Consider the following 22,682-nt stretch of genomic DNA (forward strand, 5'->3'; position numbering starts at 1 on the left):
TTAGTGGAGATCGTCCGGGGTGAGCTCGATCGGCTGCCCGTGCGGCGTGCGCTCCGCCGCATGCTCCCAGCCATGCTGGTAGCGTGCCAGTTCCTCCTGCGACGTCACCGACTTCGCCGCCACGATGTCTTCCAGTGCGCCCAGCCAGTGCACGTAATAGGTGTCGCCAAGGTCCGCATCGCCGGCCGCCTGCGCCCGCGCGATCCGCTTCGCCAGCGCTTCCGCCCATTCCGGCCAAGTGAACAGCCCGCGTTCGTGCAGCGACAGCGCCATCGCGAAGGCTTGGGCCTGCCAGGGCGCGGCGAACACCGGCCCGTCCGCGTCCTGCGGCAGGTGCGGCAGCGGCGGGAGCTTCATGCGGCCTCCAGGTAGGACTGCCAGGCATCGACCGAGACGCGCAGGCCCGGCGCCGCATCCGCGCCCCACAGTTCCTCGCCCTCGAACACCACCGTGTACAAGGCCTCGGGCCGTTCACCCAGGCCTTGCGCGTGGGCGTCGGGGAAGACATGGCAGCCGTGCAGACGCTCGACGACGCCGCACTTGCCGTGCACGTAGCCGGGGAGCCGCGTGTGATGCGGGACGGCTTCGGCGCGGGTGCGCACCCGTTGGCCGATGGCGAACAGCGGCTTCTCGGGGCACGCACGCAAGGTCGGCGAGCCGCGGGCGAGCGCTGCGCCGACCTCGCCCGCGTGCAGCACACGCTTGACGCTCGCCGGCGCATGCAGCATGCGGCCCGCCTCGATCTCGGCGGGGGTGAGCTGGCCGCGCTCCTCCATCAGCTTTTCCAGGGCCGCGATCCAGATCGCGTAGTAGCTGCGCTGCGCGTAGTCCGGCAAGGTCTCGCGGGCGGCGCGGCTCATGTCCAGGTTCCAGCTGCCGGTGGCGCCCATGGCCAGCGTGAGCGCCAGCGCCTGCGGCTCCCAGCTGGCGTGCCACAGCTCGCCTTCGGCTTCGGGCCGCACGGGCCCGTGTCCGGGCTGGCCGCCCAGATCGGCGTGCGATCGGTAAGTCATGGCTGCAGCGGCAGGCCGGTGCCGATCATGCTGTCGCGCGTCACCAGCGCGGCCAGCTGTATTTCATCCAGGCGTTCGCTGCCAGGCGGCCGCTGCGGCAGGACGAGGTAGCGCACTTCGGCGGTCGAATCCCAGACGCGGACCTGCTTGTCAACCGGCAAGGTCACGCCGAAATCGGCGAGCACGCCACGCGGGTCGCGCACCGCGCGCGAGCGATAGGGCGCGCTCTTGTACCAGGTGGGCGGCAGGCCCAGCACCGGCCACGGATAGCAGCTGCACAGGGTGCACACCACCATGTTGTGCACTTCGTCGGTGTTCTCCACGACCACCATGTGTTCGCCTTGCCGGCCTTCGTAGCCCAGCGATGCGATGGCGGCGCTGGCGTCGCGCAGCAGCCAGTCGTGGAACTGCGGGTCGGACCAGGCGCGCGCCACCACGCGTGCGCCGTTGCGCGGGCCGATGCGTGTCTGGTAAGTGTCGATCAGGAGATCCAGTGCGCCCGGGTCGATGTAGCCCTTCTGCGCCAGGATCGTCTGCAGCGCCCGCACCCGCAAGTCCATCGGGTCCAGGTCGCTGTGGTCCTCATGCTCGTGGTCGTGCATGCCCCATTATTCACCTCCGGCCGCGAGCGGGCTCCCGAGTTCGGCCACGCGCGCGCCGAGGCGATAGCCCGCATGGCCGCGCCCGTCGTCCGCCTGTTCCAGGTAGCCCAGGCAGGTGAGCGTGAACGTGAGGCGCGAGACGGTGGACTTGGGCAGCTGCGTGCGGCGTGCCAGCTCCAGGTTGCCGAGCACGCGCTCGCCGGTGCGGAAGGCCGCCAGCAGGGCAAGCCCGCGCGCCAGCGCCGTCACGAACTGGCGCTGCTCCTGGCCGGGAAGGTAGGTTGGGTTTTGCATATGGGTGCCGTTTGTAGTGCAAAGTATTCGGTTTGACACCCGGGCAACTGCTGACCAGAATCGGCCGCGAGGAAGACGTCGCGTTCCGTGAAGCGGAACCAAGGAGGAGAACATCCCATGGCCGCCACGCTGCCAGCCTTGCCTTTTCCCGAATCGAACTCGCCGCGGATTGCGCCTCGCGCCTCCCTGCGATTGCGGCTTGCTTTTGCGCTGGGTGGCCTCGGCGCGTTGCTTTTTGCCATCGTCCTGGCGGCCTGGCTGCTGCCTGCGGAGGCCGCCCTGCCCACCATCGGGGTGCTGGCCCTCGTTGCGCTGGCCTGGTGTGCCGCGATCGCGGCCTGGCTGTGGCTGCGGTTCGCGCGTCCGCTGGACCATGCGCTGGCCGCCGCGCGCCGCCTCGGCGCCGGCGACCTGACCGGCGAGGTCGCCGTGCAGGGCGCGGGCGAGTTCCGCCCGCTGCTGGCGGCGCTGCGCGAGGTGCACGAGCGCCTGTTCGGCGTGGTGAGCCAGGTGCGCACCGGCACCACCAGCGTCGCCTCCACTTCCTCGCAGATCAACCGCGACAACGATGCGCTGGCGCAACGCACGGACGCCCAATCGACCTTCCTGCAGGCGACCGCGGCTTCGATCGAGCAGCTGGCGGCCGCCGTGCACCACAACGCCGAAAGCGCGCAGCAGGCCGATGCGCTGGTGGCTTCCGCCAGCGTGCGCGCGGCCGAAGGCGGCGCCGTGATGCAGGAAGTGGTCCGGACCATGGGCTCCATCCGAGACGGCTCGCGCAGCATCGTCGACATCATCGCGGTCATCGACGGCATCGCCTTCCAGACCAACATCCTGGCGCTGAACGCCGCGGTGGAAGCGGCCCGCGCCGGCGAGCAGGGCCGCGGCTTCGCGGTGGTGGCGAGCGAAGTGCGCAGCCTGGCGCAGCGCAGCGCCGCGGCCGCCAGGGAGGTAAAGGCGTTGATCGACGCTTCGGTGGCCCAGGTCGACGCCGGCGGCGTGCTGGTCGACAAGGCAGGCAAGGCCATGGACGAAATCGTCGCCTCGGTGCAGCAGGTGGCGGGGCGCATCGGCCAGATCAGCGCCGGCAGCCGCGAGCAGAGCGAAGGCCTCGCCAGCGTCAACGAGTCGGTGGCGAAGATCGACCATGCCACGCAGGCCAACGCCACGCTGGTGAAGCTGGCCGCGCGCACCGCGGTGACTTTGAACGAGCAGGGCGTGGCGCTCTTGAAATCGGTGGCCGTCTTCGACCTGGGCGCGCGTGAGCACGGCAACGCACAGGAAGCGATGGACCTGGTTCGCGGCGGCCACGAGCACCTGCGCAGCCAGGGCCAGCAGGCGCTGGTGGACGACGTGAACCTGCTGGGCCAGGGCCGCTTCGTCGACCGCGACCTCTACCTGATGCTGATCCGCGTCGACGACCAGAACTTCGTCGCGCACGGCAACAACCCGCGCGTGCTGGGCCTGGGCCGCCAGAGCAAGGACGTGGACGGCAAGGCCTTCGTGCAGGACATGGTGCGCCTCGCCTGCAGCAAGGCCGAAGGCGGCTGGGTCGACTACAAGTGGGCGCACCCGGTGACGAACGAGATCCTCACCAAGTCCTCGTTCGTGCAGCGCGCAGGCGACGTGGTCATCGCCTGCGGCATCTACAAGGACTAGCGCGAAGCGACGGTGTGGCGCTCGTTGTGCGCCACGCGCTCTTCCTTGTTGGCGTGGTGGCGGCCGATCAGGCAGCCGGCGGTGGCGCCCAGCAGGCCGTGGTGGTGGACGAAGTGGCCGGCGACGCCGCCGACGGCGGCGCCCTTGATGCAGCCCTTGGCGTAAGCGCCGGGCGCCGCGAAGGCGAGCGAGGCCAGCAGGACGGTGGCAAGCAGAGGGGTCTTCATGTTGTGTTCCTCGAAGTGAATGCCTCGATTCTGGGAAACGACGCGCGCCGCCCGCGTCGGAGCACGGCCGCAGGTGGCGTCGGAACAGGCCCGCAGCGCTACACTGCGGCGCAACCGGAAGTACCCCGATGACCCAGCTCGCCACCCCCTCCCTCCAGTTCTTCGCCGACCTCTCCGTGCAGGTCGATCGCCCGCAGGAAGTGGGCCGCGTCTTCAACGCGCAGCGGCGCGTCATTCCGATCCTCGGTGGCGAGGTGCAGGGTGAGGGCTGGCGCGGCCGCGTGCTGCCGGGCGGCGCGGACTTCCAGCTGATCGCAAGCGACACCGTGGCGCAGCTCGATGCGCGCTACGTGATCGAGACCGATGGCGGCGACCGCATCTTCGTGCAGAACCGCGCCCTGCGTTCGGCGCCGGCCCAGATCACCGCCAAGCTGATCCGCGGCGAGCCGGTGGACCCGTCGCAGGTCTACTTCCGTTGCGTGCCGACCTTCGAGACTTCGTCGCAGGCGCTGGGCTGGATCAACGAGCGCATCTTCGTCGGCACCGGCGCGCGGTACCCGGACCGGGTGCAGATCCGCGTGTTCACGCTGCTGTGATGAGCGTCGCCGTCTTCGGCAGCCTCAACATGGACCTGGTGGTCCGCGTGCCGCGCATGCCCGAAGCGGGCGAGACGCTCACCGGCCGCAGCTTCCTCACCAACCCCGGCGGCAAGGGCGCCAACCAGGCGGTGGCCTGCGCGCGGCAAGGCGCGCGCGTCGCGATGGTGGGACGGGTGGGTGACGATGCCTTCGGCGCGGAGTTGCGTTCAGCGTTGGCGGTGCAGGGCGTCGATGCCTCCGGTGTGCTGGAGACGCCCGGCGTGAGCACCGGCGTCGCTGCGATCCTGGTGGACGACGGCGCGCAGAACTGCATCTCGGTCGTGCCTGGCGCGAATGGACAGGTGGCCGAAGCCGATGCCGACGCGATGCGGCTGGCAGGGACGAAGTTGCTGTTGCTGCAGTTGGAAGTGCCGATGGCCGCCGTGCTGCGCGCCGCGCAGGTGGCGCGCGCGGCGGGCTGCCAGGTGCTGCTCAATCCCGCGCCGGCGCAGGCCTTGCCGGAAGCGCTGTGGCCGCTGGTCGACATCCTGGTGCTGAACGAGATCGAGGCGAAGCTGCTGGGCGGCTTGGCGGATGTCCATGCAGGCAATGCCGCGGAGGCTGCGGCGCAGTTGTCCGCGCGCGGCCCACGAGATGTGATCGTCACGCTGGGCGCCGAGGGCGCGGTGTGGTTCGCAGATGGCAAGTCACGTCACTTCCCGGCGCCTCAGGTCCGGGCCGTCGACACGACCGCGGCCGGCGACACCTTCATCGGTGCGCTGGCGGCCTTGCTGGTGGAAGGCGCGACGATGGACCGCGCCGTGGAGCATGCGATCCGCGCGGCGGCCATCGCCGTCACGCGCGTCGGTGCGCAAGCTTCCATGCCGACGCGCGCCGAAGTCCTTACTCGGTCTTGATCCCCTGGCTCTGGATCACGTCGCCCCACCGCGCCATCTCCGCCTTCACGAACTCGCGCAGCTGCTGCGGCGTGCCCGATTCCGGCGTCAGGCCCAAGGCGGCGAAGCGGTCCCGCACACCGGGTTCGGCAAGCGCTTGCCGCAGCAGCCCGTTCAGGCGTTCCACGCCCGCGGCCGGCACGTTGCGCGCCGCCATCACGCAGGCCCAGCCGCTGATGACGAAGTCGTTGCCCAGCGTGCGCAGCAAGGGGACGTTGGGCATGGAGGCCAGGGGCGCGGCGGACGTCACCGCGAGCGCGCGCAGCCGGCCGCTCTGGATCATCGGTTGCGCCACCGGCAGGTTGAACACGCCCAGCGCCACGGTGCCCGACACCACGTCGGGGATCAGCACCGCATCGCCCTTGTAGGCCACCGGCACGAAGCGCGTCTTCAGCCGCCGATTGAGCAGCTCGGTGGTCAGGTGCGACAGCGTGCCGATGCCGCTGTTGCCGGCATTGACCTCGCCGCGGCGCGCGCGCTCCATCAAGTCGTCGAGCGACTTGATCGGCGAATCGGCCGCCACCGCGAACACTTCCGGCTGCGAAGAGATCATGCTCACCGGCTGCAGGTCGGTCGCGATGTCGTAGCCCAGGTCCTTGTTCAGCCACGGCGCGATCGTCATGCTGGTGCTCCCGAGCAGCAGCATGTGGTCGTCGTTGCTCTTGGCCACGTAGCGCGTGCCCGGGATGCCTCCGGCGCCGGGGCGGTTCTCCACCACCACGGTCTGGCCGATGCGCGGGCCGACCAGTTCGGCCAGGATGCGCAGCGAAGCATTGCCGGCGCCGCCCGCCGCGAAGGGCACGACGGCGGTGATGGGCCGCGCGGGCCAATTCCCCTGGGCGCGCGCGGGTTGCGCCGCGAGCGCCGCGCCCGCCACCGCTCCCAGCAGCAGCTGGCGTCTTTGTTGGTCCATCGTCGTCCTCACTCCGCGTGGATGCCGGCCTGCTTGACCAGCTTCTTGTAGAACTCGTACTCGTCGTCCATCACCTTCGCGAACTCGGGCGCGCTGGAGCCGACCCGCACCACGCCCAGGTCGCGCAGGCGCTGCTCCGCCGCCGGCGTGCGCAGGTAGGCCTGGATCTCGTCGGACAGCCGCTTCACGATGGCCGGCGGCGTGCCGGCCGGCGCCACCACGCCGTGCCAGGGCTTGATCTCGAAGCCGGGCACCGTGTCCGCGATCGGCGGCACGTCGGGTGCGAAGAAGGCGCGCTCCTTGGTGGAGATGCCCAGCGCCCGCAGTTTGCCGGCTTGCACCTGCGGCCACGAGGTGGCCGCGGCATCCATCGAGGCCAGCACCTGGCCGCCCATCAGGTCGGTCTCCATCGGCGCGGAGCCCTTGTAGGGCACGTGGATCGCGCGGGTGCCCGTCATCTGCAGGAACAGCTCCATGCCCACGTGCAGCGAGGAGCCGGCGCCGGAGGAACCGTAAGGGGTCTTGCCGCCGCTGGACTTCAGGTAGGAGATGAACTCCGGCACGGTGCGCGCCGGCACCTTCTCCGCGTTCACCACCAGGATCAGCGGCGTCACGCCCACCAGCGAGATGGGCGCGAAGGCCTTCACCGGTTCGAAGGGATAGCCCTGCGGCCGCACCGCCGGATTGATCGCGTTGGCGGCGACGTTGCCCAGGCCGATGGTGTAGCCGTCGGGCGCTGCTTTCGCCACGACGTCCATGCCGATGCTGCTGCCGGCGCCGGCGCGGTTATCCACCACCACGGCCTGCCCCAGCTTGCCGGTGAGGTGGTCGGCGATCAGCCGCGCCATCGCGTCGGCGGCGCCGCCGGGCGGCACCGGTACGATGAACTTGATCGGCTTGCCGGGCCAGTTCGCCGTCTGTGCGCCAGCCATGCAGGCGCAGGCGGCGAGCGCGGCCGCGACCAGCACGGCGCGGCGGGACTTCTGCATCATCCTTGTCTCCTTGCTTGTCGTCGTTGTTCAGCGCAGCAGGCGGGCGCGTTGCGCCACCAGCCATTGCCCTTGCGTCGTTGCGTCTTCGGGCGCGAGCCTGCAGGCGATGCCGGCCACTTGCAGCGCGCTTTCGTAGCGCGCGGCCAGTGCTTCGTCGCCGAGGACGGTGACGGTCTGCGGCCTGCCGCGCTTGGTCGCACCGGCGATCTCGATGCCGACCAGGATGCCCGAGAGATAGTCCGGCAGGCCGCGCGGCGCGATCGTGCCCATGAGGCCCGCGGTGCGCGCGGCAAAGATCACGTGGCTCGCCGACGCGTGTTCCGCCAGCCCGAGCCGCACGCCGGCGCGAAAAGCCTGCGGGTCGGCGTGGCCGAACTCCATCAGCCGCCCGAGGATGCCGTGCTGCGTGAGCAGCCCGTACAGCTCGCCGGTCATGAAGGTCTGGAAGCTTTCGATGCGGCCGCCTTCGCCGACCCAGGCCCACTTGGCGTGGGTGCCGGGCAGCACGCAGCAACTGCCGGTCGGCAGGCCCGCGCCCCACAGCTGCGTCTCTTCGCCGCGCATCACGTCGGCGACGCCGTCGTCGCCCTCGCAGCGCAGGCCCGGAACGATCGTCAGTACGTGGCCGCCGGGAAGATCGATGCGGGTCAGCGCCGCCGCGGCCTGGTCCAGGCTGGCGGGGCAGGGCAGGTAGGGCGCCTCGCGCCAGCCCTGGCGGCTGCCGATCATGCCGCTGGCGATCAACGGGCAGTTGTGCTGCTGCAGCCAGTCGCCCACGAGCGCGAGCAGCGCTTCGGCGAAGCGGCCGTCGCGCACGGCCATCACGCCGCCGGGCGTGCTGCGCGCTTCCAGCACGCGGCCGCTCGCATCGAGCAGCTTGGCGCGCAGGTTCGAGGTGCCCCAGTCGAGGGCGATGAGGGACGCTGTCATCGGGTCTCCGCCTTGGGGCGCAGGTACTGCCACACTTCCTGCGCCGGCTCGCAGCCGATGCCGGGGCCTTCGGGCAACTCGAAGTGGCCGTCGGCGCAGCGCATGGTGGTGTTGACGTACTGCAGGTTGCGGTCGAACACGGAGTGCTGGTATTCGTGCATCGGCACGTTGGGCAGCGCCGCCGCCGCATGCAGGCTGGCCGCCTGGTAGATGCCGATGCCGATGCTGGCGTGCGGGATCACGTTCACGTGGAAGGCATTCGCCATCCGGGCGATCTGCATGAACTGGCTGATGCCGGTGTGGCCCATCTCGGGCTGCAGGATAGCCATCGCACGCCGCTCCAGCCGCGGGCGCACTTCGTAAACGGTGCGCCATTCCTCGCCCAGGGCCAGCGGCACGCGCACGCTCGCGCCTACCTGCGCCATGCCTTCGGTGTCTTCCGGCGCGCAGGGCGCTTCGACGAAATAAGGGCGATAGGCCGCCAGCCGGTCGACCAGCTGGATTGCCTCCTGCGCCGTGAACTTCCAGTGCAGGTCCACCATCAGGTCGACGGCGTCGCCCAGGCCTTCGCGCAAGGTGCGCATCTCTTCGACGATGCCGTCGAAGGACACGACCGCGGCGTACTTGAAGGCGCGGAAGCCCTTCTCGCGGAAGGAGCGCGCCAGCGCCAACCGCGCCTGCAGGTCGGCGCCGGGCAGGCCGGAGACATAGGCGGGAATGCGCGCCATGCGCTGGCCACCCAGCAGCTTCACCACCGGCTGGTCCGCCAGCTTGCCGAACAGGTCCCAGATGGCGATGTCGAGGCCGGCGATCGCATCGCCCCAGTAGCCGCCGGACATGCCGCGCACGCGCATCAGGTCGTACAGGTCCTCCTGGATCACCACCGCGTCGCGCGGGTCGCGGCCGCGCAGCAGCGGGCCCAGCACGTCGTCGACGATGGCCGTGACGGCGTCCGGCGCGATGATGCCGTAGGTCTCGCCCCAGCCCACCGTGCCGTCGTCGGCCGTCACCTTCACCAGCACCGACATGTCGGTGGACGGGTAGATGCTGCGGTTGCCGCGGCGCACGATGTAGCCGCGCTCGTTGACGCTCTCGCCGGGGCCGAGCGGGCCGAGGTAAGGCACCGCCCGCGGCAGCGAGACGATGAAGGTCTCGACCTGGGCGATGCAGGGAAAGCTGCGCATGCGGCTCAGCCCAGGCGCGGCAGCCGGCTGGCCGGCAACAGCAGGTCCGCGACGTCGGCGAGGAAGCTGTCGACCTCGGCGCGGTCGAAGCCGTCGAGGCTGGGACCGGCAGCGCGCTGGCCGTTGTGGGCGATCAGGCCGCGGCTTTGCAGCACGTACTTGGTCAGCGCCCAGCGGAACACGGCCTGCACGTTCAGGATGGGGAGCATGCGGGTGAAGATGCGGCGCACCGCGTCGGCGTCGCCGTGGCGGTGCGCGCTCCACAGCGCCACGTGCACTTCGGCCAGTTCGATCGCGGGCATGGTGCCGGCCGCGCCGCGCCGGATCTCGTCGGTGATGTAGCGCCCGCCGGCGCCGCCGAACACGCCCTGCAGCGAAGGCAGCCTGGCTTCACGCAATGCGGTGAGGCGCTGGCCACTGGGCAGCGCTTCTTCCTTCACATAGCGGATCGCCGGCACGGCACGCAGCACCTGCAGCAGCACCGCGGGGTCCAAGCCCGCGCCGGCCGGCGGCGGGACGTTCTGCAACATGATGGGCGTGCTGCCCGCGGCTTCGGCCATGCCGCGGAAATAGGCGACCTGGCCTTCCACGTCCTTGCGGTCGACGGGCGCGGCCACCATCAGCGCGCTGGCGCCGGCGCGCGCGGCGTCCGCGGCGAGTTCGGCGCTGACCACCAGGTCCGGGTGCGACACGCCCGCGATGACGGGGCAGCGGCCGGCCACTTCTTCCAGCACCACCCCCAGCAAGGCCTGCCTTTCCTCGCGCGTGAGCTGCCCCACTTCGCTGGCGACCCCGGGGTAGGTGATGCCGTCGACGCCGGCCGCCAGCAGGTAGCGCGCGAGGTTGCGCAGGCTGGCCACGTCGGGGCTGCCGTCGGGCTTGAACGGCGTGGGAAGGACCGGGAAGACGCCGGTCAGCGGAGCGGAAGAGGATGCGGGCATTCTGTCTTGAAGTTCCGATGAATGGAACAGAGCGATTGTTTGGAGCTGATGATTTCCAGTCATCGGTACAAACCCGGGGTCGGCCGCGGCCTTGCCGGCGGGTAGCATCGGCGCCGGCATGAAGTACTGGCTCCCATGAATCCCTCCGAATCCCAGGCGCCCGGGCTGGGCGTGCTGGAAAAGGCGATGGCGCTGCTGACCCTGCTGTCGGAGCGGCGCGCGCCGATGACTTTCACCGAGCTGCTGAAGGTCGGCTCGCTGCCCAAGGCGACGCTGCACCGCATCCTCAACACGCTGGTGCGCGAGGGCCTGCTGCGGCACGACCCGCACACGCGCACCTACCGCCTGGGCTTCCGCTTGCTGGAGCTCGCCTACGACGTCTGGAGCGACTTCGACCTGCGGCTCGCCGCGCAGGACGAACTTGTGCGCCTGGCCGACCAGCTGCAGGAAACCGTGCGCCTGAGCGTGTTGAACGGCAATCGCCTGATGGTGGTGGCCTGCGAGACCCGCGCGCAGGGTGGCCAGGAGCGCACCGCCGTCGGCATGAACCTGCCGCTGCACGCCAGTGCCGCGGGCAAGGCGGTGCTCGCCGCTTCGGAACCCGGCACGCGCGCGGGCCTGCTGGGGCCGGCGCCGTGGCCGCGGCTGACCGAGCGGACGCTGGTCGATGCACCGGCTTTGCAAAGCGAGCTGGAGATCACCAGCGTGCGCGGTTACGCGCTGGAAGACGGCGAGCAGCAGGCGGGCGCCGTGGCCATCGCCGTGCCGGTGTACGACTTCGAGGGCGCCGTCATCGGCGCGCTGGACCTGGCCGGCCCGGCCGACCGGCTGCAGCTGGAACGCGCGCATGCGCTGTCCTCACGGCTCATTTCAGCGGCCCGCGCCATCTCGCACAGCGCCGCCGGCAAGGGCATGTCGATCAGCACCGGACAGAAGCTGGCGTCGGCGGTGCCGGCGGAACTGACGCGCCTGGACACCGCTTCCAGCCTGCTGGGCGAAGGCCCGGTCTGGTCGGCGCGCGACAACGCGCTGTACTGGGTCGACATCCTCGCGCCGGCCATCCACTCGCTGCGCCCGCTGGAGGGCACGAGCACGATGACGCGCGTCGGCTCGATGGTGAGCCTGGCCGTGCCGAAGATGAGTGGCGGCCTGCTGCTGGCGACGCCGGCGGGCCTGCTGTCCTACGACGACGCCAGCAAACGCATGACGCGCTTCGCGCACCCCGAGGCGGAGCGCCCGGGCAACCGCTACAACGATGGCAAGTGCGACCGCATGGGCCGCTTGTGGATCGCCTCGATGGACCTGGGCACGGCGCCGAATCGCGGCAACCTGTTCCGCGTCGATCCGGATGGCCAATGGAAGTGCATGGACTCGGGCTTCACGGTGCCCAATGGCATGGGCTGGAGCCCGGACGACACGCGGATGTATTTCGCCGACACCTTCCGGCGGACGATCTTCGTCTACGACTTCGACCTGCGCGCGGGGAAGATTTCCAACCGGCGGCCGCTGATCGAAGTCGACCCGTCGCGCGGCAAGCCCGATGGCCTGACGGTGGACGAAGAAGGCTGCCTGTGGGTGGCGATGTGGGACGCGTGGCACATCGCCCGCTTCTCGCCGGACGGCACCGAGCTGGAGCGCCTGCCGCTGCCGGTGCCGCGCCCCACCAGCTGCTGCTTCGGCGGCGAGAATCTCGACACGCTGTACATCACGACGGCGTCGGTGCGCTTGAGCGAGGCGGAGCTGGCGGCGGCTCCGCTGTCAGGATCGCTGTTTGCCTATCGGCCGGGGAAGGTGCGAGGTTTGCCGGAGACCACGTTCGCCGGTTAGTGCGGCACGTCGCCGCCCGCACCCGCCGCGGCCGGACCGCGCCGCACCGTCCGCAGGAACATCAGCGCCGGGATCGCCATCACCGTCACGGCCATCATGATCCAGAAGTCGTTGATGTAGGCGATCAGCGAAGCCTGGCGCGTCACTTCCATGTTCAGCGCAGCCAGGCCGGCTTGCGTCGCCGGGCTCATCGCCGCCGGCAGGTCGCCCAGGCCCAGGTTGCCGGGCGCGACCAGCGTCGCCAGCTGCGCATGGCTTTGCGCCACGCCGCGCGTCAGCAGCGCCTGCACGATGGAGATGCCGACGCTGCCGCCGATGTTGCGGATCAGGCTGAAGAAAGGCGTGCCGTCATTGCGCAGCCGCGAGGGCAGGGTGGCGAAGGCGGCGGCCGACAGCGGCACGAAAGTGAAGCCGATGCCCAGGCCCTGGATGAAGCCGGACCAGATGATCAGGCTCGAATCCATCTGCAGGGTGACGTGCGTCATCTGCCACAGCGCAATGGCCGTCAGCGAGAAGCCGGTCGCCATGATCAGCCGCAGGTCCACCTTGGTCACCAGCCGGCCGACCACGATCATCGCCAGCATGGTGCCGATGCCGCGCGGCGCGGTGACCATGCCGGTGTAGACCACCGGGTAGGACAGCAAGGTCTGCAGGAAGGTGGGCAGCAGCGCCATCGTGCCGTAAAGCACGATGCCGACGACGAAGCCGAACAGGCAGCCGGTGACGAAGTTGCGGTCCTTCAGCAGCTCGCGGTTGACGAAGGAGGTGCCGCGCACCGTGGCCGTGTGCACCGCGAAGAAGGCGAAGGCGATCAGCGCACCCGCCGCTTCCAGCTGGATCTCCAGCGAGTCGAACCAGTCCAGCAGCTCGCCGCGGTCCAGGAACATCTGCAGCAGGCCGATGGCGACGCTGAGGGCGATGAAGCCGAACATGTCCAATGGCTGCGCCTTGGGCTTGTTCTCCGGCAGGTAGCGCCAGATGCCGTAGAGCGCGAACACGCCCACCGGCAGGTTGATGAAGAACACCCAGCGCCAGTCGAAGTTCTCGGTGAGCCAGCCGCCCAGCATCGGGCCCAGGATGGGGCCCACCATGATGCCGGCGCCCCAGATCGCCATGGCCTGGCCCACCTTCTGCGGCGGGTTGATGTCCAGCAGCACGGCCTGCGACAAGGGCACCAGTGCGGCGCCGAAGATGCCTTGCAGCAGGCGCGCGAACACGATGCCGGGGAGCGAGGTCGCCAGGCCGCACAGCGCCGAGGCGATGGTGAAGCCGATGACCGAAATGATGAACACCTTGCGCCGGCCCCATTGGGCGCACAGCCAGCCGGTGAGCGGCAGCGCGATGGCCGCGGCCACGATGTAGGAGGTGAGCACCCAGGTGATCTGGTCCTGGGAGGCCTGCAGGCTGCCCTGCATGTGGGGCAAGGCCACGTTGGCAATGGTCGTGTCCAGCGCCTGCATGATCGTGGCCAGCATGATGCTGATGGTGATCATCCCCTTGTGCGGAAAATGATCCTTGTCGGGACTGCTCATTCCTGTTCCTTGTCCTCGCCGCGGGCGTGCAGCGCCTCGCGCGCCTTCGTCAGCAGCGCGAGCAGCTGGGCGCGTTCGGCGGCGCTCAGGCCGGCCAGCGCGGCGGCGGTGATGTCGTCACCGATGGCCATGGCGCGTTCGAGCGCCTTGCGGGCGCTGGGGGCCATGTGGAGTTCGTTCACCCGGCGGTCGGTGGCGCTGGCGCGGCGCTCGATCCAGCCAGCGGTGGCCATGCGGTCGCACAGCGTGGCCACGGCCATGGGCGTCAGGCCCAGGCGCAGGGCCAGCTCCGCCTGCGACAGCGCGCGCTCGCCTTCGTGCGTGGCCAGCACGCCCAGCAGGCGCACCTGGGCCTGCGACAGCCCCAGCTTCTCGCGCGCGGCGCGGTCGAACTGCTGCGAATACTGGCGCGCCACGTCGTTCACGAGGAAGCCGAAGCGTTGCCGGAAAGCCGGTTTCATAATCTCCTTGATTATATACATGTTTACTATTTCGGGCGCCGGCCGGCGGCGTACCATGGCGGCTGCATGGCGCACGACGAGCATTCCCACCACGACCACTCGCATGGTCACGACGATCACGGCCATCACGACCACGATCACGGCCATCACCACGGCCACCACCACCACGCGCCGGCCAGCTTCGGCCGCGCCTTCGCCATCGGCATCGTCCTCAACGCCGGCTTCGTCGTCGCCGAGGCGGTGTTCGGCATCGCGGCGGATTCGGTGGCGCTGCTGGCCGACGCCGCCCACAACCTCGGCGATGTCCTGAGCCTGCTGGTCGCCTGGGGCGCGATGCTGCTGGCCCAGCGCATGCCGAGCCAGCGCTTCACCTACGGCTTGCGCGGCACCTCCATCCTTGCCGCTCTCGTCAACGCCCTGGCGCTGCTGCTGGTGACCGGCGCCCTGGCCTGGGAGGCCGTGCGGCGCCTGGCCGACGCGCCGCCGGTGGCCGGCGGGACGGTCATCGTCATCGCGCTGATCGGCGTCGTGATCAACGGCGTCACCGCCTGGCTGTTCATGCGCGGCGCCAAGCACGACCTCAATTTGCGCGGCGCCTACCTGCACATGGCTGCCGACGCGGCGGTCTCCCTGGCGGTGGCGATTGCGGGCGGCCTGGTGCTGGCGACCGGCTGGAACTGGCTCGACCCGGCGGCCACGCTGGTCGTGTCCGCCGTGATCGTCTGGGGCACCTGGGACCTGCTGAAGCAGTCCTTGCGGCTCGCGCTGCAGGCGGTGCCGGCCACGGTGGACGAGGGCGCGGTGCGCGCCACGCTGGCCGCGCTGCCCGGCGTGACCGAGGTGCACGACCTGCACATCTGGGCGATGAGCACGACCGAGAACGCGCTGACCGTGCACCTGGTCATGCCTGCGGGGCATCCGGGCGATGCCTTCCTGCAGGGCCTGTGCCGCGAGCTGAAGGAGCACCACCAGATCCACCACACGACGGTGCAGATCGAGGTGGCGGACACGCAGCAGGCCTGCGCGCTGGCGCCGGACCACGTGGTGTAGCCATGGCGCTGGACTGGCTCGATTTCGATTTCAGCGGCGACGAGGAAGGCCACGGCAGCTTCGACGCCATGGCCGCCGCCCTGACAGCGCAACTACCGGCGCTGCAGGCGGAAGTGCTGCGGGTGCTGGCCTGGGCGGAGCATGTGTTCGGCGCGCCCGCTCCCCTGGAGGAAGGCGGTGCGTGGGACTACGAGTTGCAGGGCGTGCAGGAGGTCGCGACGCCGCTGGACGTGAGCGTGGACTTGTCGGCCCATAAGATCGCGCTGCAGCCCGGGACCTCGGCGTCGCCACGCTTCACGTTGAGCCTCACCGTCACGGGCAGTGAGGACTTCTGCGACGCCTTCCGCGCCGAATTCGGCGTGGACTCCTGATTCGCTGCGAGCGTCGGTAGGCTGGGTTGCGCGTCAGCGCACCCCAGCTCCCCCGTGCGACGCCAGGTCCCGCGCCGCCTCCGCCAGAGTCAGCGTCGCCCCCCGCAAGCGCTCGAAGTGCGACTCCGACAACCCGCCCCGGTAGTCGAACCGCGGCGGCACGCAGGGCAGCGGCTCCAGCAACTCACCCGCGATCGCCCGGAACTGCGCCCAGGGCACCAGCAGCGTGTCCTGCACCTCGCCGCCGGGCGGCTGGATCGCCACGACGTCCGCCAATGGCAGCCAGGCGTGCACCTCGTGCGCCAGCGTCGACAGGCCCAGCATGCGCGGCGCAGCCTCGGTGCGCAGCAGGCCGTGGTCGGCGACGAAAACGTCCTGGCCACCGCGCTCCAGCGCGTCGCGCAAGGCCTGCGACTGCTCGTCGTAGTCGTCGGCGAGCTTCTTGCGCTGCAGGTTGTGCAGCGTGGCCGCGACCGGCTCGTGCGAGGGCAGCCACGCGCGCCACTGCCCACCTTCGAGCCGGAACGGTGTGGCCGACAGGCGCCGCGGCGCCTGCAGCAACTCCGCCGCCATGGCCAGCATGCTTTCGATGGCGGCTTCGTCACGCGAGGAAGCCAGCAACAGGTACTCGCCGTCCGGCACCATGGCCACGGGTTCGCCGTCGCCGACGACCTGCTGCGCCAGCTCCGGCGCCGCCAGCCGGGCCGCGTCGCCGAAGCGCGAGACGAACAGCCCGGGCGCGGCTTGCGCGAAATGCGGCGCGTGCAGGTGGCGCAAGCGGGCCTCCGCGACCGCCAGTCCTTCGTCCAGCGTGACGCCCCAGGCTTCCAGGTGCGCGGGCGACGCCACGGCGAAAGACGAGCCGTCGTCGAAGGCGAGCGCCAGGCCCAGGTCAGCGGCCAGCCGCCGGAAGGGGAACATTTCCTCCAGGCGCGGGCTGGGGGTGTCCAGGCCCAGGTGACCGATGCGCATCACGTCCAGCCCGGCCAGCGGCAGCAGCACCGGCAGCAGGTGCTTCCTGGCCTCGGTGAAATCGCGCGGCACGGCGCCTGGCGGCGTGCGCGGGCGATCGAACAATGCGGCGAGATCGAACATGGACGGCATCATGCCAGTCCGCCGGGCGCTCAGGCCAGCACGCCTTGCCCCAGCAATTTGTCCAGCCGCAGCGGCAGTTCGCGCACGCGCACGCCGGTGGGGCCGCCGCCGGGGCCGCCGATGCCGATGCCGATGATGCGTCCGCGGGCCACCGTGCTGTCGCTCCGGCCTCGGCCACGTCAGCCTGCCGGCCAGGTGAAGGTGGCGCTGGCCGGACGCTGGCCGATCGCGAGCGTCTTCTGTTGGGTCTTGCCTTGGGCGGTGGCCGCGACGGTGTAGCTGCCCTTGCCGGGCAGGTCCAGCAGCATCAGCGGGCCGTCGCACTTGCCTTCCAGCACCACCGCGCCGTGGCTGTCGGTAATGCGCACGCCGACGTCGGCGAGGTAGGCGCCGGTGCTGACGGCAAAGGTCAGCAGCGCGTCGTGCTGCACCGCCTCGGCCTTGAACTTGTCCTGTTCACCCACGCCCACGCCGCCGCAGCGGAAGCTGCCGCCTTGCGCCAGCGCGAGTGTGCCGGCGCCTGCGAGCGCCAGCGCGAGAACGATGCGTTTCATGAGGGATACCTCCTGTCGCGCCATCCTCGCGCCGCCAGCGCGGCCCGGCTTGTCGGCGGATGCCGTGGCTACTTGTACTCCGCGATCGTCGAGTTCTCGATCACGTCCCAGTCGACCTCGAAGCCCAGCCCGGGCGCGGTCGGCGCGTGGACGAAGCCTTCGCGGTCGATCTCGATCGTGGTCTTCATGCCGAAGTCCAGCGTCTCCTTCGGGTGCGGCACCTCGAAGTACTCGCAGTTGCGCGCCGCCAGGATGTGGTGCAGATGCGCCGCCTGCACCAGCGTCGAGCCATAGGAATGCGGCTCCAGCCGGCGGTTGTGCAGTTCGGCCGCTGCGGCCACCTTGCGCAGGCCGGTGATGCCGCCCACCACGTCCGCCACCGCGCGGTAACCGTCGCCCGCGAACTGGTTGAAGTAGTTGGCGAACTGCCACGGCCCGCGGCTGGTGGATTCGCCCATCAGCACCATGATGTCCAGCGAGCGGCACAGCTCCTGCAGGCCGGCGACGTCGTCGTCGCGGATCGGGTCCTCGTACCAGTAGAAGCCCAGCTTCTCGATGGCCCGGCCCACCCGCAGCGCCTGGTCGTAGTCGTAGGCGCTGGTCGGGTCCAGCATCAGCCGGTACTCCGGGCCCACCGCTTCGCGCACGGCCTTGCAGATCTCGATGTCCAGGTCGGGGATGGCCGGCGGATGCAGCTTGCAGGCGTTGTAGCCGCGCTTCTTGATCGCCAGCGCCACCTCGACGTTCTTCTCCACCGAGTCGTAGCTGGTGGTCGTGGCATAGGTCGGCACCTTCTCGCGGTAGGCGCCCAGCAGCTTGTACACCGGCAGCCCGGTCTGCTTGCCCACCAGGTCCCACAGCGCGATGTCGATGTGGCTGGCGGCCTTGGGCATGATGAGGTAGCGCGCGTGCGCCATCATCTCGTGCCAGATCCGTTCGCGGTCGTTGGAGTCGGCGCCGATCAGCAGCGGGCGGAAGAAGTGGTTGGCCTGGTCGGCGATCTCCACCGGCGAGGCCGGCAGCCACGAGGTGGCGATGCCGGTGTGGCCGTCCTCGGTGCCGATCTCGAACACCGTCATCGTCATCTTGACCGAGGGCAGGTCGTCGCGCCAGTTGAACTCCCAGCCCTTGGGCTGGCACACGCGCAGTTTGAAGCTGGTGATCTTCATCGGCTCAGATCTCGCAGACCTTGTACTTTTCCACCAGGTCCCAGTCGATGCGGGCGCCGATGCCAGGCCCCTTGGGCACGTGGGCGAAGCCTTCGCGGTCGATGTGGATCTTCTCCACGCCGCACAGCGTGAACAGCGGCTCGGGCACCAGCTGCTCGAAGTACTCGGTGTTGGAGATGGAGGCGATCACGTGCAGGTTGGCGGCGTCGATGATCGTGTTGGCGTTGGTGTGCACCTCCAGGTTCATGCCGAAGGCTTCGGCCAGGTTGGCCATCTTCTTCACGGGGCCGATGCCGCCCTTGAACGAAACGTCGGCGCGCACGATGTCGACGGCGCGGGTGGTGATGTACTCCGGCGCCGAGTAGATCGAGCCGCCCACCACCTCGGTGCCGGCAATCGGGATGCTCAGCTTGTCCGCCAGCATGCGGTAGCCGTGCAGGTCGAAGTCGCGCAGCGGCTCCTCGTACCAGTGGTACTTGAGTTCCTCCAGCACCTTGCCTACTTCCAGCGCCTGTGCGTGGTTGTAGTTGCCGGCCACGTCGATCATCAGCGGGAAGCGGTCGCCCACGGCCTTGCGCACGGCGATGCACAGGTCGATGTCGCGGCGGGCGTCGCCCCACACGTGCAGCTTGTAGCCCTGGTAGCCCAGTTCCTTGTACTTCAGCGCTTCCTCGACGAACAGCTCGGTCGTGGCGTGCTCCATGGAGCTGGCGTACACCGACACCTTGTCGCGCACGCCGCCCAGCAGCTGGTACAGCGGCGCGTTCAGGCTCTTGGCATAGCAGTCCCACAGCGCGACGTCGACGGTGCCGATGGCGAACTGCGTGGTGTACAGCAGCCGGTCGCGCCGCCACATGTCCTGCCAGATCGCTTCACGGTAGGCCGGGTCCTTGCCGATCAGCAGCGGCCGCAGGCGGTCGGCGATGGAGTGCGCCAGGCTCAGGCCGCCATAGGCCGTCACCACCTCGCCGCTGACGCCTTCGTCGGTGTTGATCTGCACCGCCAGGAAATCGGTCACGTAGGCGCCGATCGACTGTCCGCCATACAGCGTCGGCGTCTGGAAGCCCTTGGGCATGGGCGGGCGGAACGAAACGAGGCGGACGTCCTTGATCTTCATTGCTAGGTCTTTCCTTCAGGGGTTCAGAGAACGGCGATCTTGTGGCGGTTGACGAATTCCCAGTCGATCTCGATGCCGTGGCCGGGTCCGGTGGGCGCATGGGCGAAGCCCTGCTTGTCGATGTGGACGCAGTTCTTCGTGCCGAACTGCACCACGTGCTCGGGCACCAGCTGCTCGAAGAAATCGGTGTTCTTCAAGGTCAGCGCCACCTGCAGGTTGGCGGCGTCCAGCAGCGGGTTGGGATTGGTGTGGATTTCCAGGTTCAGGCCGAAGGCCTCGGCCAGCGCTGCGGTCTTCTTCACCTGCATGACGCCGCCCTTGAACGAGATGTCCGAACGCACGATGTCGACGGCGCGCTGGGTGATGTACTCGGGCGTCGTGTAGATGGAGCCTTCGTTCACCTCGACACCGCAGATCGGGATGTCCAGCGCGTCGGCCAGCATCTTGTAGCCGTGGATGTCGTAGTCGCGCAGCGGCTCTTCGTACCAGTAGAAGTCCAGCTCCTCCAGCGCGCGGCCCACGCGCAGCGCCTCGCGCTGGTTGTAGCCGGACACCACGTCGATCATCAGGTTGTAGTCGTCGCCCACGGCCTTGCGCACGGCGGTGCAGCATTCGATGTCGAACCTGGGCTCGCCCAGCACGTGCAGCTTGTAGCCCTGGAAGCCGCGCTCCTGGTACTTCAAGGCCTCGTCGACGAACTCGCCCACCGTGGCCTTGGTGTGCGAACTGGCGTAAGTGGGCAGCTTGTCCTGGTAGGCGCCGAGGATCTTGTAGATCGGCTTGTTCAGGATCTTGCCGTACAGGTCCCACAGTGCCGTGTCCACGGTGCCGATGGCGAACAGCGGCGTGAACCACAGGCGGTTCAAGGTCCACATGTCCTGCCAGATCGATTCCAGGTATTCCGGGTCGCGGCCGATCAGCATGGGCTTGATGGTGGACGCGATGTAGTGCGCCAGGCCCTGGCCGCCGCCGAGGCTGAGCGCCTCGCCGGTGAAGCCCTCGTCGGTGAACACCTGCACCGCGACCACTTCGGTCATCAGCGCGCGGATCGACTGGCCCTTGATCATCGCCTCCTTGTCGGCCGGCGCATCGGGCCGGCGGAAGGCGGTGAGCTTGACGTCGGTGATCTTCATCGTTCGTGCTCCCGGTCAGGCCACCGCGGGCGCGCGGCGGCGGAAGATGCCCTTGAACTCCTTGGAGAAGGGCTCGTCCTCGGAGGCGACGACGGCCATGGCCATCGCGTCGGTCTCGTAGCCGAAGTGGCGCGCGGGCGTGAAAGTCAGGCGCCCGAACAGGCCGCCGAGGTCGGCGCCGCTGTCCCAGTACTTGCGGATCGCGTCGGGTTCGAGCGACTTGGTCGCCTCCGCGCCCTTCTTCAGCGCATGCAGGAAGTCGTAGAAGGGCGAGGTGACGGCCGTGCCGATGATCGTCGGCGAGATGTCCTTGGCGGCCAGCTTGCGCGCGAACTCGATCACGCGCCCCGGCGGCTTCTCGGTGTCGGTGTAGGTCAGCGCCCGGTAGGTCGCCGCGTAGATGTCCTTGTACATGGCGCCATCGGGCACGGTGCCAGAGAGCAGCAGCCCGGCGCCGCCGACGATGGGCGGCGTCCAGTTCAGGCGCTTCAGGCCGATGCGCAGCTGCGTCATGTCGTTGAGGTTGGACAGGTGCGTGTCCAGCGCCAGCGCGCCGTCCGCGCGCAGCTTGCGCAGGAAGGGCGTCATGTCCTGGGTCTTCAGGTTGAACACCTGGTCGGACACGACCTCGATGCGCCTGGCCTTCAGCTCCTGCTGGATCGACTCGCGGATCGAGGCGCCGGCGGCCGAATCCTCGGTCAGGATGCCCGCCTTCTTGATGCCCATCGCCTGCAGGTATTCCGCGTGGCGCTTCACCTGCGCCAGGCCCGGCGAGCTGAAACCGTAGTGGTAGGGGAAGCGCGTGCCGTCGCCCACCTCGTCCGCGCTGGAATAGGTGGCCTGCAGCATCTTGCGCGGCCCGCCGATCTGGAAGGCGGCCAGCGACTGCGAGCTGCCGATCGGGCCGACGAGGATCTGCACGCCGGCGTCGGCCAGCTTGCGCATGACGATGGGCTCGTTGGCGGGGTTGGCCTGGTCGTCCACCTCCACCTTCACCAGCTTGCGGCCCAGGATGCCGCCGGCGGCGTTGATCTCCTCGAAGCCGATTTCCGCGGCCTGGAAGTAGCCCTCGAAGGTGCTGGCCAGCGGGCCGTTGAGCGGCTTGATCCAGCCGAGGCGCAGTTCGTTGTCGGCCGCGCGGCCGGGCAGCGACCACATGCCGGCGCCCAGTGCGGCGGCGCTCGCGAGCAGCATGCTGCGGCGGCTGGGGTCGTGCGAGTTCTTCGTCATGCTTGTCTCCTCGGAAAGCTTCAGGTTCAGGCGGTCGCGGCCTGCGGGCCATGCAGCAGGCGGCTCAAGCCCGCGCCGGCCGTCACGGCCTGGTCGATGGCGATTTCGGAACCGGTGATGAGGCGTGCCTCGGGCAGGCACAGCGCGGCCAGCGATTGCGCGACTTCGTCCGGGTCCAGCCTGCGCGCCTGTGCGGCGGCCACGCGCTCCGGCGGCGCGGCGCCTTCGGAGCGCTGCAGCAGCACGGTGGATAGGTGCTCGGTCATCTCCGAGCGCACGCCACCCAGGATGATCGCGTTGGCCCGCACGTTGTCCGGCCAGCCTTCGGCGGCCAGCACGCGCGTCAGGTGCGTGAGGCCGGCCTTGGCGCTGCAGTAGGCCGCCATCTGCGTGATGCCGATGACCGCGTTGAGCGAAGAGATGTTGAGGATCACGCCATCGCGCTGCCGGCGCATGTGCGGCAGCGCGAGGCGGCACAGGCCGAAGGCCGCGGTCAGGTTGACGTTCAGCACGTCGTCCCAATCCTGCAGCGCGACGTCCTGCACGGAAGCGATCTGGCCCAGCATGCCGGCGTTGTTCACCAGGATGTCGAGGCGGCCGGTTCTTGCGATGCAGGCGTCCACGAGGCGCTGGCGGTCCGCTTCGGCGGTGACGTCCGCTTCGACGAACGTGACGTCGCGATCCTGCGCGCGCAGTTCATCGGCAAAGGCCTGTCCTTGTTCACTGCGGCGGGCGCAGCCGACCACCGTTGCGCCCAGCGCGCTGAACACCCGCATGACGCCGGCGCCGAGGCCGGAGGTCACGCCCGTGACCAGGATGGTTCGGTTCTTGAGGGAGATCATGGTTTTGCCTGC

At 69.5% G+C, this 22,682-nt stretch carries 26 protein-coding genes; 6 read left to right on the plus strand and 20 right to left on the minus strand.

Annotation, left to right across the window (positions count from 1 at the left end; translation table 11 throughout):
* The 4 genes from HHL11_RS25960 to HHL11_RS25975 are packed head-to-tail and all read right to left on the minus strand — an operon-like array spanning nt 1 to nt 1,909.
* The gene (locus HHL11_RS25960; RefSeq protein WP_169421503.1) at nt 1-357 is read right to left on the minus strand and encodes a nitrile hydratase accessory protein; all 357 of its coding nucleotides are present in this window, start codon (nt 355-357) and stop codon (nt 1-3) included.
* Nucleotides 354-1,013, minus strand: a complete 660-nt coding sequence (gene nthB / locus HHL11_RS25965; protein WP_169421504.1) for a nitrile hydratase subunit beta — start codon at nt 1,011-1,013, stop codon at nt 354-356. The genes HHL11_RS25960 and nthB overlap by 4 nt, the downstream gene beginning before the upstream one ends.
* The gene (gene nthA, locus HHL11_RS25970) at nt 1,010-1,615 is read right to left on the minus strand and encodes a nitrile hydratase subunit alpha (RefSeq protein WP_169421505.1); all 606 of its coding nucleotides are present in this window, start codon (nt 1,613-1,615) and stop codon (nt 1,010-1,012) included. Before nthA ends, nthB begins: the two co-directional genes overlap by 4 nt.
* A gap of 6 nt (nt 1,616-1,621) precedes the next feature.
* A complete protein-coding gene (locus HHL11_RS25975) occupies nt 1,622-1,909 on the minus strand; it encodes a helix-turn-helix domain-containing protein (RefSeq protein ID WP_169421506.1) in 288 nt (95 codons plus the stop codon).
* A 117-nt stretch (nt 1,910-2,026) separates the two neighbouring features.
* Between HHL11_RS25975 and HHL11_RS25980 the strand changes: the two genes are divergently transcribed.
* Nucleotides 2,027-3,568, plus strand: a complete 1,542-nt coding sequence (locus HHL11_RS25980) for a methyl-accepting chemotaxis protein (RefSeq protein WP_169421507.1) — start codon at nt 2,027-2,029, stop codon at nt 3,566-3,568.
* Here the strand turns inward: HHL11_RS25980 and HHL11_RS25985 are convergent.
* On the minus strand, nt 3,565-3,795 hold the full coding sequence (locus HHL11_RS25985; RefSeq protein WP_169421508.1) for a hypothetical protein: 231 nt from the start codon (nt 3,793-3,795) through the stop codon (nt 3,565-3,567). The genes HHL11_RS25980 and HHL11_RS25985 overlap by 4 nt on opposite strands.
* Before the next feature lie 128 nt (nt 3,796-3,923).
* On the opposite strand from HHL11_RS25985, the gene HHL11_RS25990 reads away from it, so the two are divergent.
* On the plus strand, nt 3,924-4,391 hold the full coding sequence (locus HHL11_RS25990; RefSeq protein WP_169421509.1) for a DUF3237 domain-containing protein: 468 nt from the start codon (nt 3,924-3,926) through the stop codon (nt 4,389-4,391).
* Nucleotides 4,391-5,290 (plus strand): ribokinase, encoded by a 900-nt coding sequence (gene rbsK, locus HHL11_RS25995; protein ID WP_169421510.1) that lies wholly within the window; start codon nt 4,391-4,393, stop codon nt 5,288-5,290. The genes HHL11_RS25990 and rbsK overlap by 1 nt, the downstream gene beginning before the upstream one ends.
* On the opposite strand, the gene HHL11_RS26000 is transcribed toward rbsK, so the two are convergent.
* The 5 genes from HHL11_RS26000 to HHL11_RS26020 are packed head-to-tail and all read right to left on the minus strand — an operon-like array spanning nt 5,277 to nt 10,289.
* Nucleotides 5,277-6,242, minus strand: a complete 966-nt coding sequence (locus HHL11_RS26000; protein ID WP_169421511.1) for a Bug family tripartite tricarboxylate transporter substrate binding protein — start codon at nt 6,240-6,242, stop codon at nt 5,277-5,279. The genes rbsK and HHL11_RS26000 overlap by 14 nt on opposite strands.
* A gap of 8 nt (nt 6,243-6,250) precedes the next feature.
* A complete protein-coding gene (locus tag HHL11_RS26005) occupies nt 6,251-7,234 on the minus strand; it encodes a Bug family tripartite tricarboxylate transporter substrate binding protein (protein ID WP_169421512.1) in 984 nt (327 codons plus the stop codon).
* Between the two features lie 27 nt (nt 7,235-7,261).
* Entirely contained in the window at nt 7,262-8,164 is a 903-nt protein-coding gene (locus tag HHL11_RS26010; RefSeq protein WP_169421513.1) for a 2-dehydro-3-deoxygalactonokinase, read from the minus strand.
* Nucleotides 8,161-9,348 carry a mandelate racemase/muconate lactonizing enzyme family protein gene (locus HHL11_RS26015; RefSeq protein ID WP_169421514.1) on the minus strand — a complete coding sequence of 396 codons (1,188 nt, stop codon included), beginning with the start codon at nt 9,346-9,348 and terminating at the stop codon, nt 8,161-8,163. The genes HHL11_RS26010 and HHL11_RS26015 overlap by 4 nt, the downstream gene beginning before the upstream one ends.
* Nucleotides 9,349-9,353: 5 nt before the next feature.
* Complete coding sequence (locus tag HHL11_RS26020) at nt 9,354-10,289, minus strand: dihydrodipicolinate synthase family protein (RefSeq protein ID WP_169421515.1); 936 nt, start codon at nt 10,287-10,289, stop codon at nt 9,354-9,356.
* Between the two features lie 135 nt (nt 10,290-10,424).
* Between HHL11_RS26020 and HHL11_RS26025 the strand changes: the two genes are divergently transcribed.
* On the plus strand, nt 10,425-12,116 hold the full coding sequence (locus HHL11_RS26025; protein WP_240980433.1) for an SMP-30/gluconolactonase/LRE family protein: 1,692 nt from the start codon (nt 10,425-10,427) through the stop codon (nt 12,114-12,116).
* Here the strand turns inward: HHL11_RS26025 and HHL11_RS26030 are convergent.
* On the minus strand, nt 12,113-13,648 hold the full coding sequence (locus tag HHL11_RS26030) for a DHA2 family efflux MFS transporter permease subunit (protein ID WP_240980434.1): 1,536 nt from the start codon (nt 13,646-13,648) through the stop codon (nt 12,113-12,115). The two genes, HHL11_RS26025 and HHL11_RS26030, sit on opposite strands and share 4 nt — an antisense overlap.
* Nucleotides 13,645-14,109: a MarR family winged helix-turn-helix transcriptional regulator gene (locus tag HHL11_RS26035; protein ID WP_169421516.1), complete on the minus strand. Its 465-nt coding sequence runs from the start codon at nt 14,107-14,109 to the stop codon at nt 13,645-13,647. Before HHL11_RS26035 ends, HHL11_RS26030 begins: the two co-directional genes overlap by 4 nt.
* Before the next feature lie 66 nt (nt 14,110-14,175).
* Between HHL11_RS26035 and HHL11_RS26040 the strand changes: the two genes are divergently transcribed.
* Both HHL11_RS26040 and HHL11_RS26045 read left to right on the plus strand, forming a co-directional pair.
* Entirely contained in the window at nt 14,176-15,159 is a 984-nt protein-coding gene (locus HHL11_RS26040) for a cation diffusion facilitator family transporter (protein ID WP_169421517.1), read from the plus strand.
* Between the two features lie 2 nt (nt 15,160-15,161).
* Nucleotides 15,162-15,530, plus strand: coding sequence for a hypothetical protein (locus tag HHL11_RS26045; protein ID WP_169421518.1), 369 nt, complete (start codon nt 15,162-15,164; stop codon nt 15,528-15,530).
* A gap of 33 nt (nt 15,531-15,563) precedes the next feature.
* On the opposite strand, the gene HHL11_RS26050 is transcribed toward HHL11_RS26045, so the two are convergent.
* From HHL11_RS26050 to HHL11_RS26080, 8 genes are all read right to left on the minus strand, one after another.
* On the minus strand, nt 15,564-16,625 hold the full coding sequence (locus HHL11_RS26050; RefSeq protein WP_169421519.1) for a DUF1444 domain-containing protein: 1,062 nt from the start codon (nt 16,623-16,625) through the stop codon (nt 15,564-15,566).
* 29 nt (nt 16,626-16,654) lie between these two features.
* Nucleotides 16,655-16,777 (minus strand): hypothetical protein, encoded by a 123-nt coding sequence (locus tag HHL11_RS34745; RefSeq protein ID WP_281068739.1) that lies wholly within the window; start codon nt 16,775-16,777, stop codon nt 16,655-16,657.
* A 27-nt stretch (nt 16,778-16,804) separates the two neighbouring features.
* On the minus strand, nt 16,805-17,179 hold the full coding sequence (locus HHL11_RS26055; protein WP_169421520.1) for a carboxypeptidase regulatory-like domain-containing protein: 375 nt from the start codon (nt 17,177-17,179) through the stop codon (nt 16,805-16,807).
* 68 nt (nt 17,180-17,247) lie between these two features.
* Nucleotides 17,248-18,348, minus strand: coding sequence for an enolase C-terminal domain-like protein (locus tag HHL11_RS26060; protein ID WP_169421521.1), 1,101 nt, complete (start codon nt 18,346-18,348; stop codon nt 17,248-17,250).
* 4 nt (nt 18,349-18,352) lie between these two features.
* On the minus strand, nt 18,353-19,465 hold the full coding sequence (locus tag HHL11_RS26065; protein WP_169421522.1) for an enolase C-terminal domain-like protein: 1,113 nt from the start codon (nt 19,463-19,465) through the stop codon (nt 18,353-18,355).
* A gap of 23 nt (nt 19,466-19,488) precedes the next feature.
* Entirely contained in the window at nt 19,489-20,598 is a 1,110-nt protein-coding gene (locus HHL11_RS26070; RefSeq protein ID WP_169421523.1) for an enolase C-terminal domain-like protein, read from the minus strand.
* Nucleotides 20,599-20,613: 15 nt separating this feature from the next.
* Complete coding sequence (locus HHL11_RS26075) at nt 20,614-21,828, minus strand: ABC transporter substrate-binding protein (protein WP_169421524.1); 1,215 nt, start codon at nt 21,826-21,828, stop codon at nt 20,614-20,616.
* Nucleotides 21,829-21,854: 26 nt separating this feature from the next.
* Nucleotides 21,855-22,670: an SDR family NAD(P)-dependent oxidoreductase gene (locus HHL11_RS26080; RefSeq protein WP_169421525.1), complete on the minus strand. Its 816-nt coding sequence runs from the start codon at nt 22,668-22,670 to the stop codon at nt 21,855-21,857.
* Between the last annotated feature and the right edge of the window lie 12 nt (nt 22,671-22,682).

Source organism: Ramlibacter agri (genome assembly GCF_012927085.1).
Taxonomy (GTDB): domain Bacteria; phylum Pseudomonadota; class Gammaproteobacteria; order Burkholderiales; family Burkholderiaceae_C; genus Ramlibacter; species Ramlibacter agri.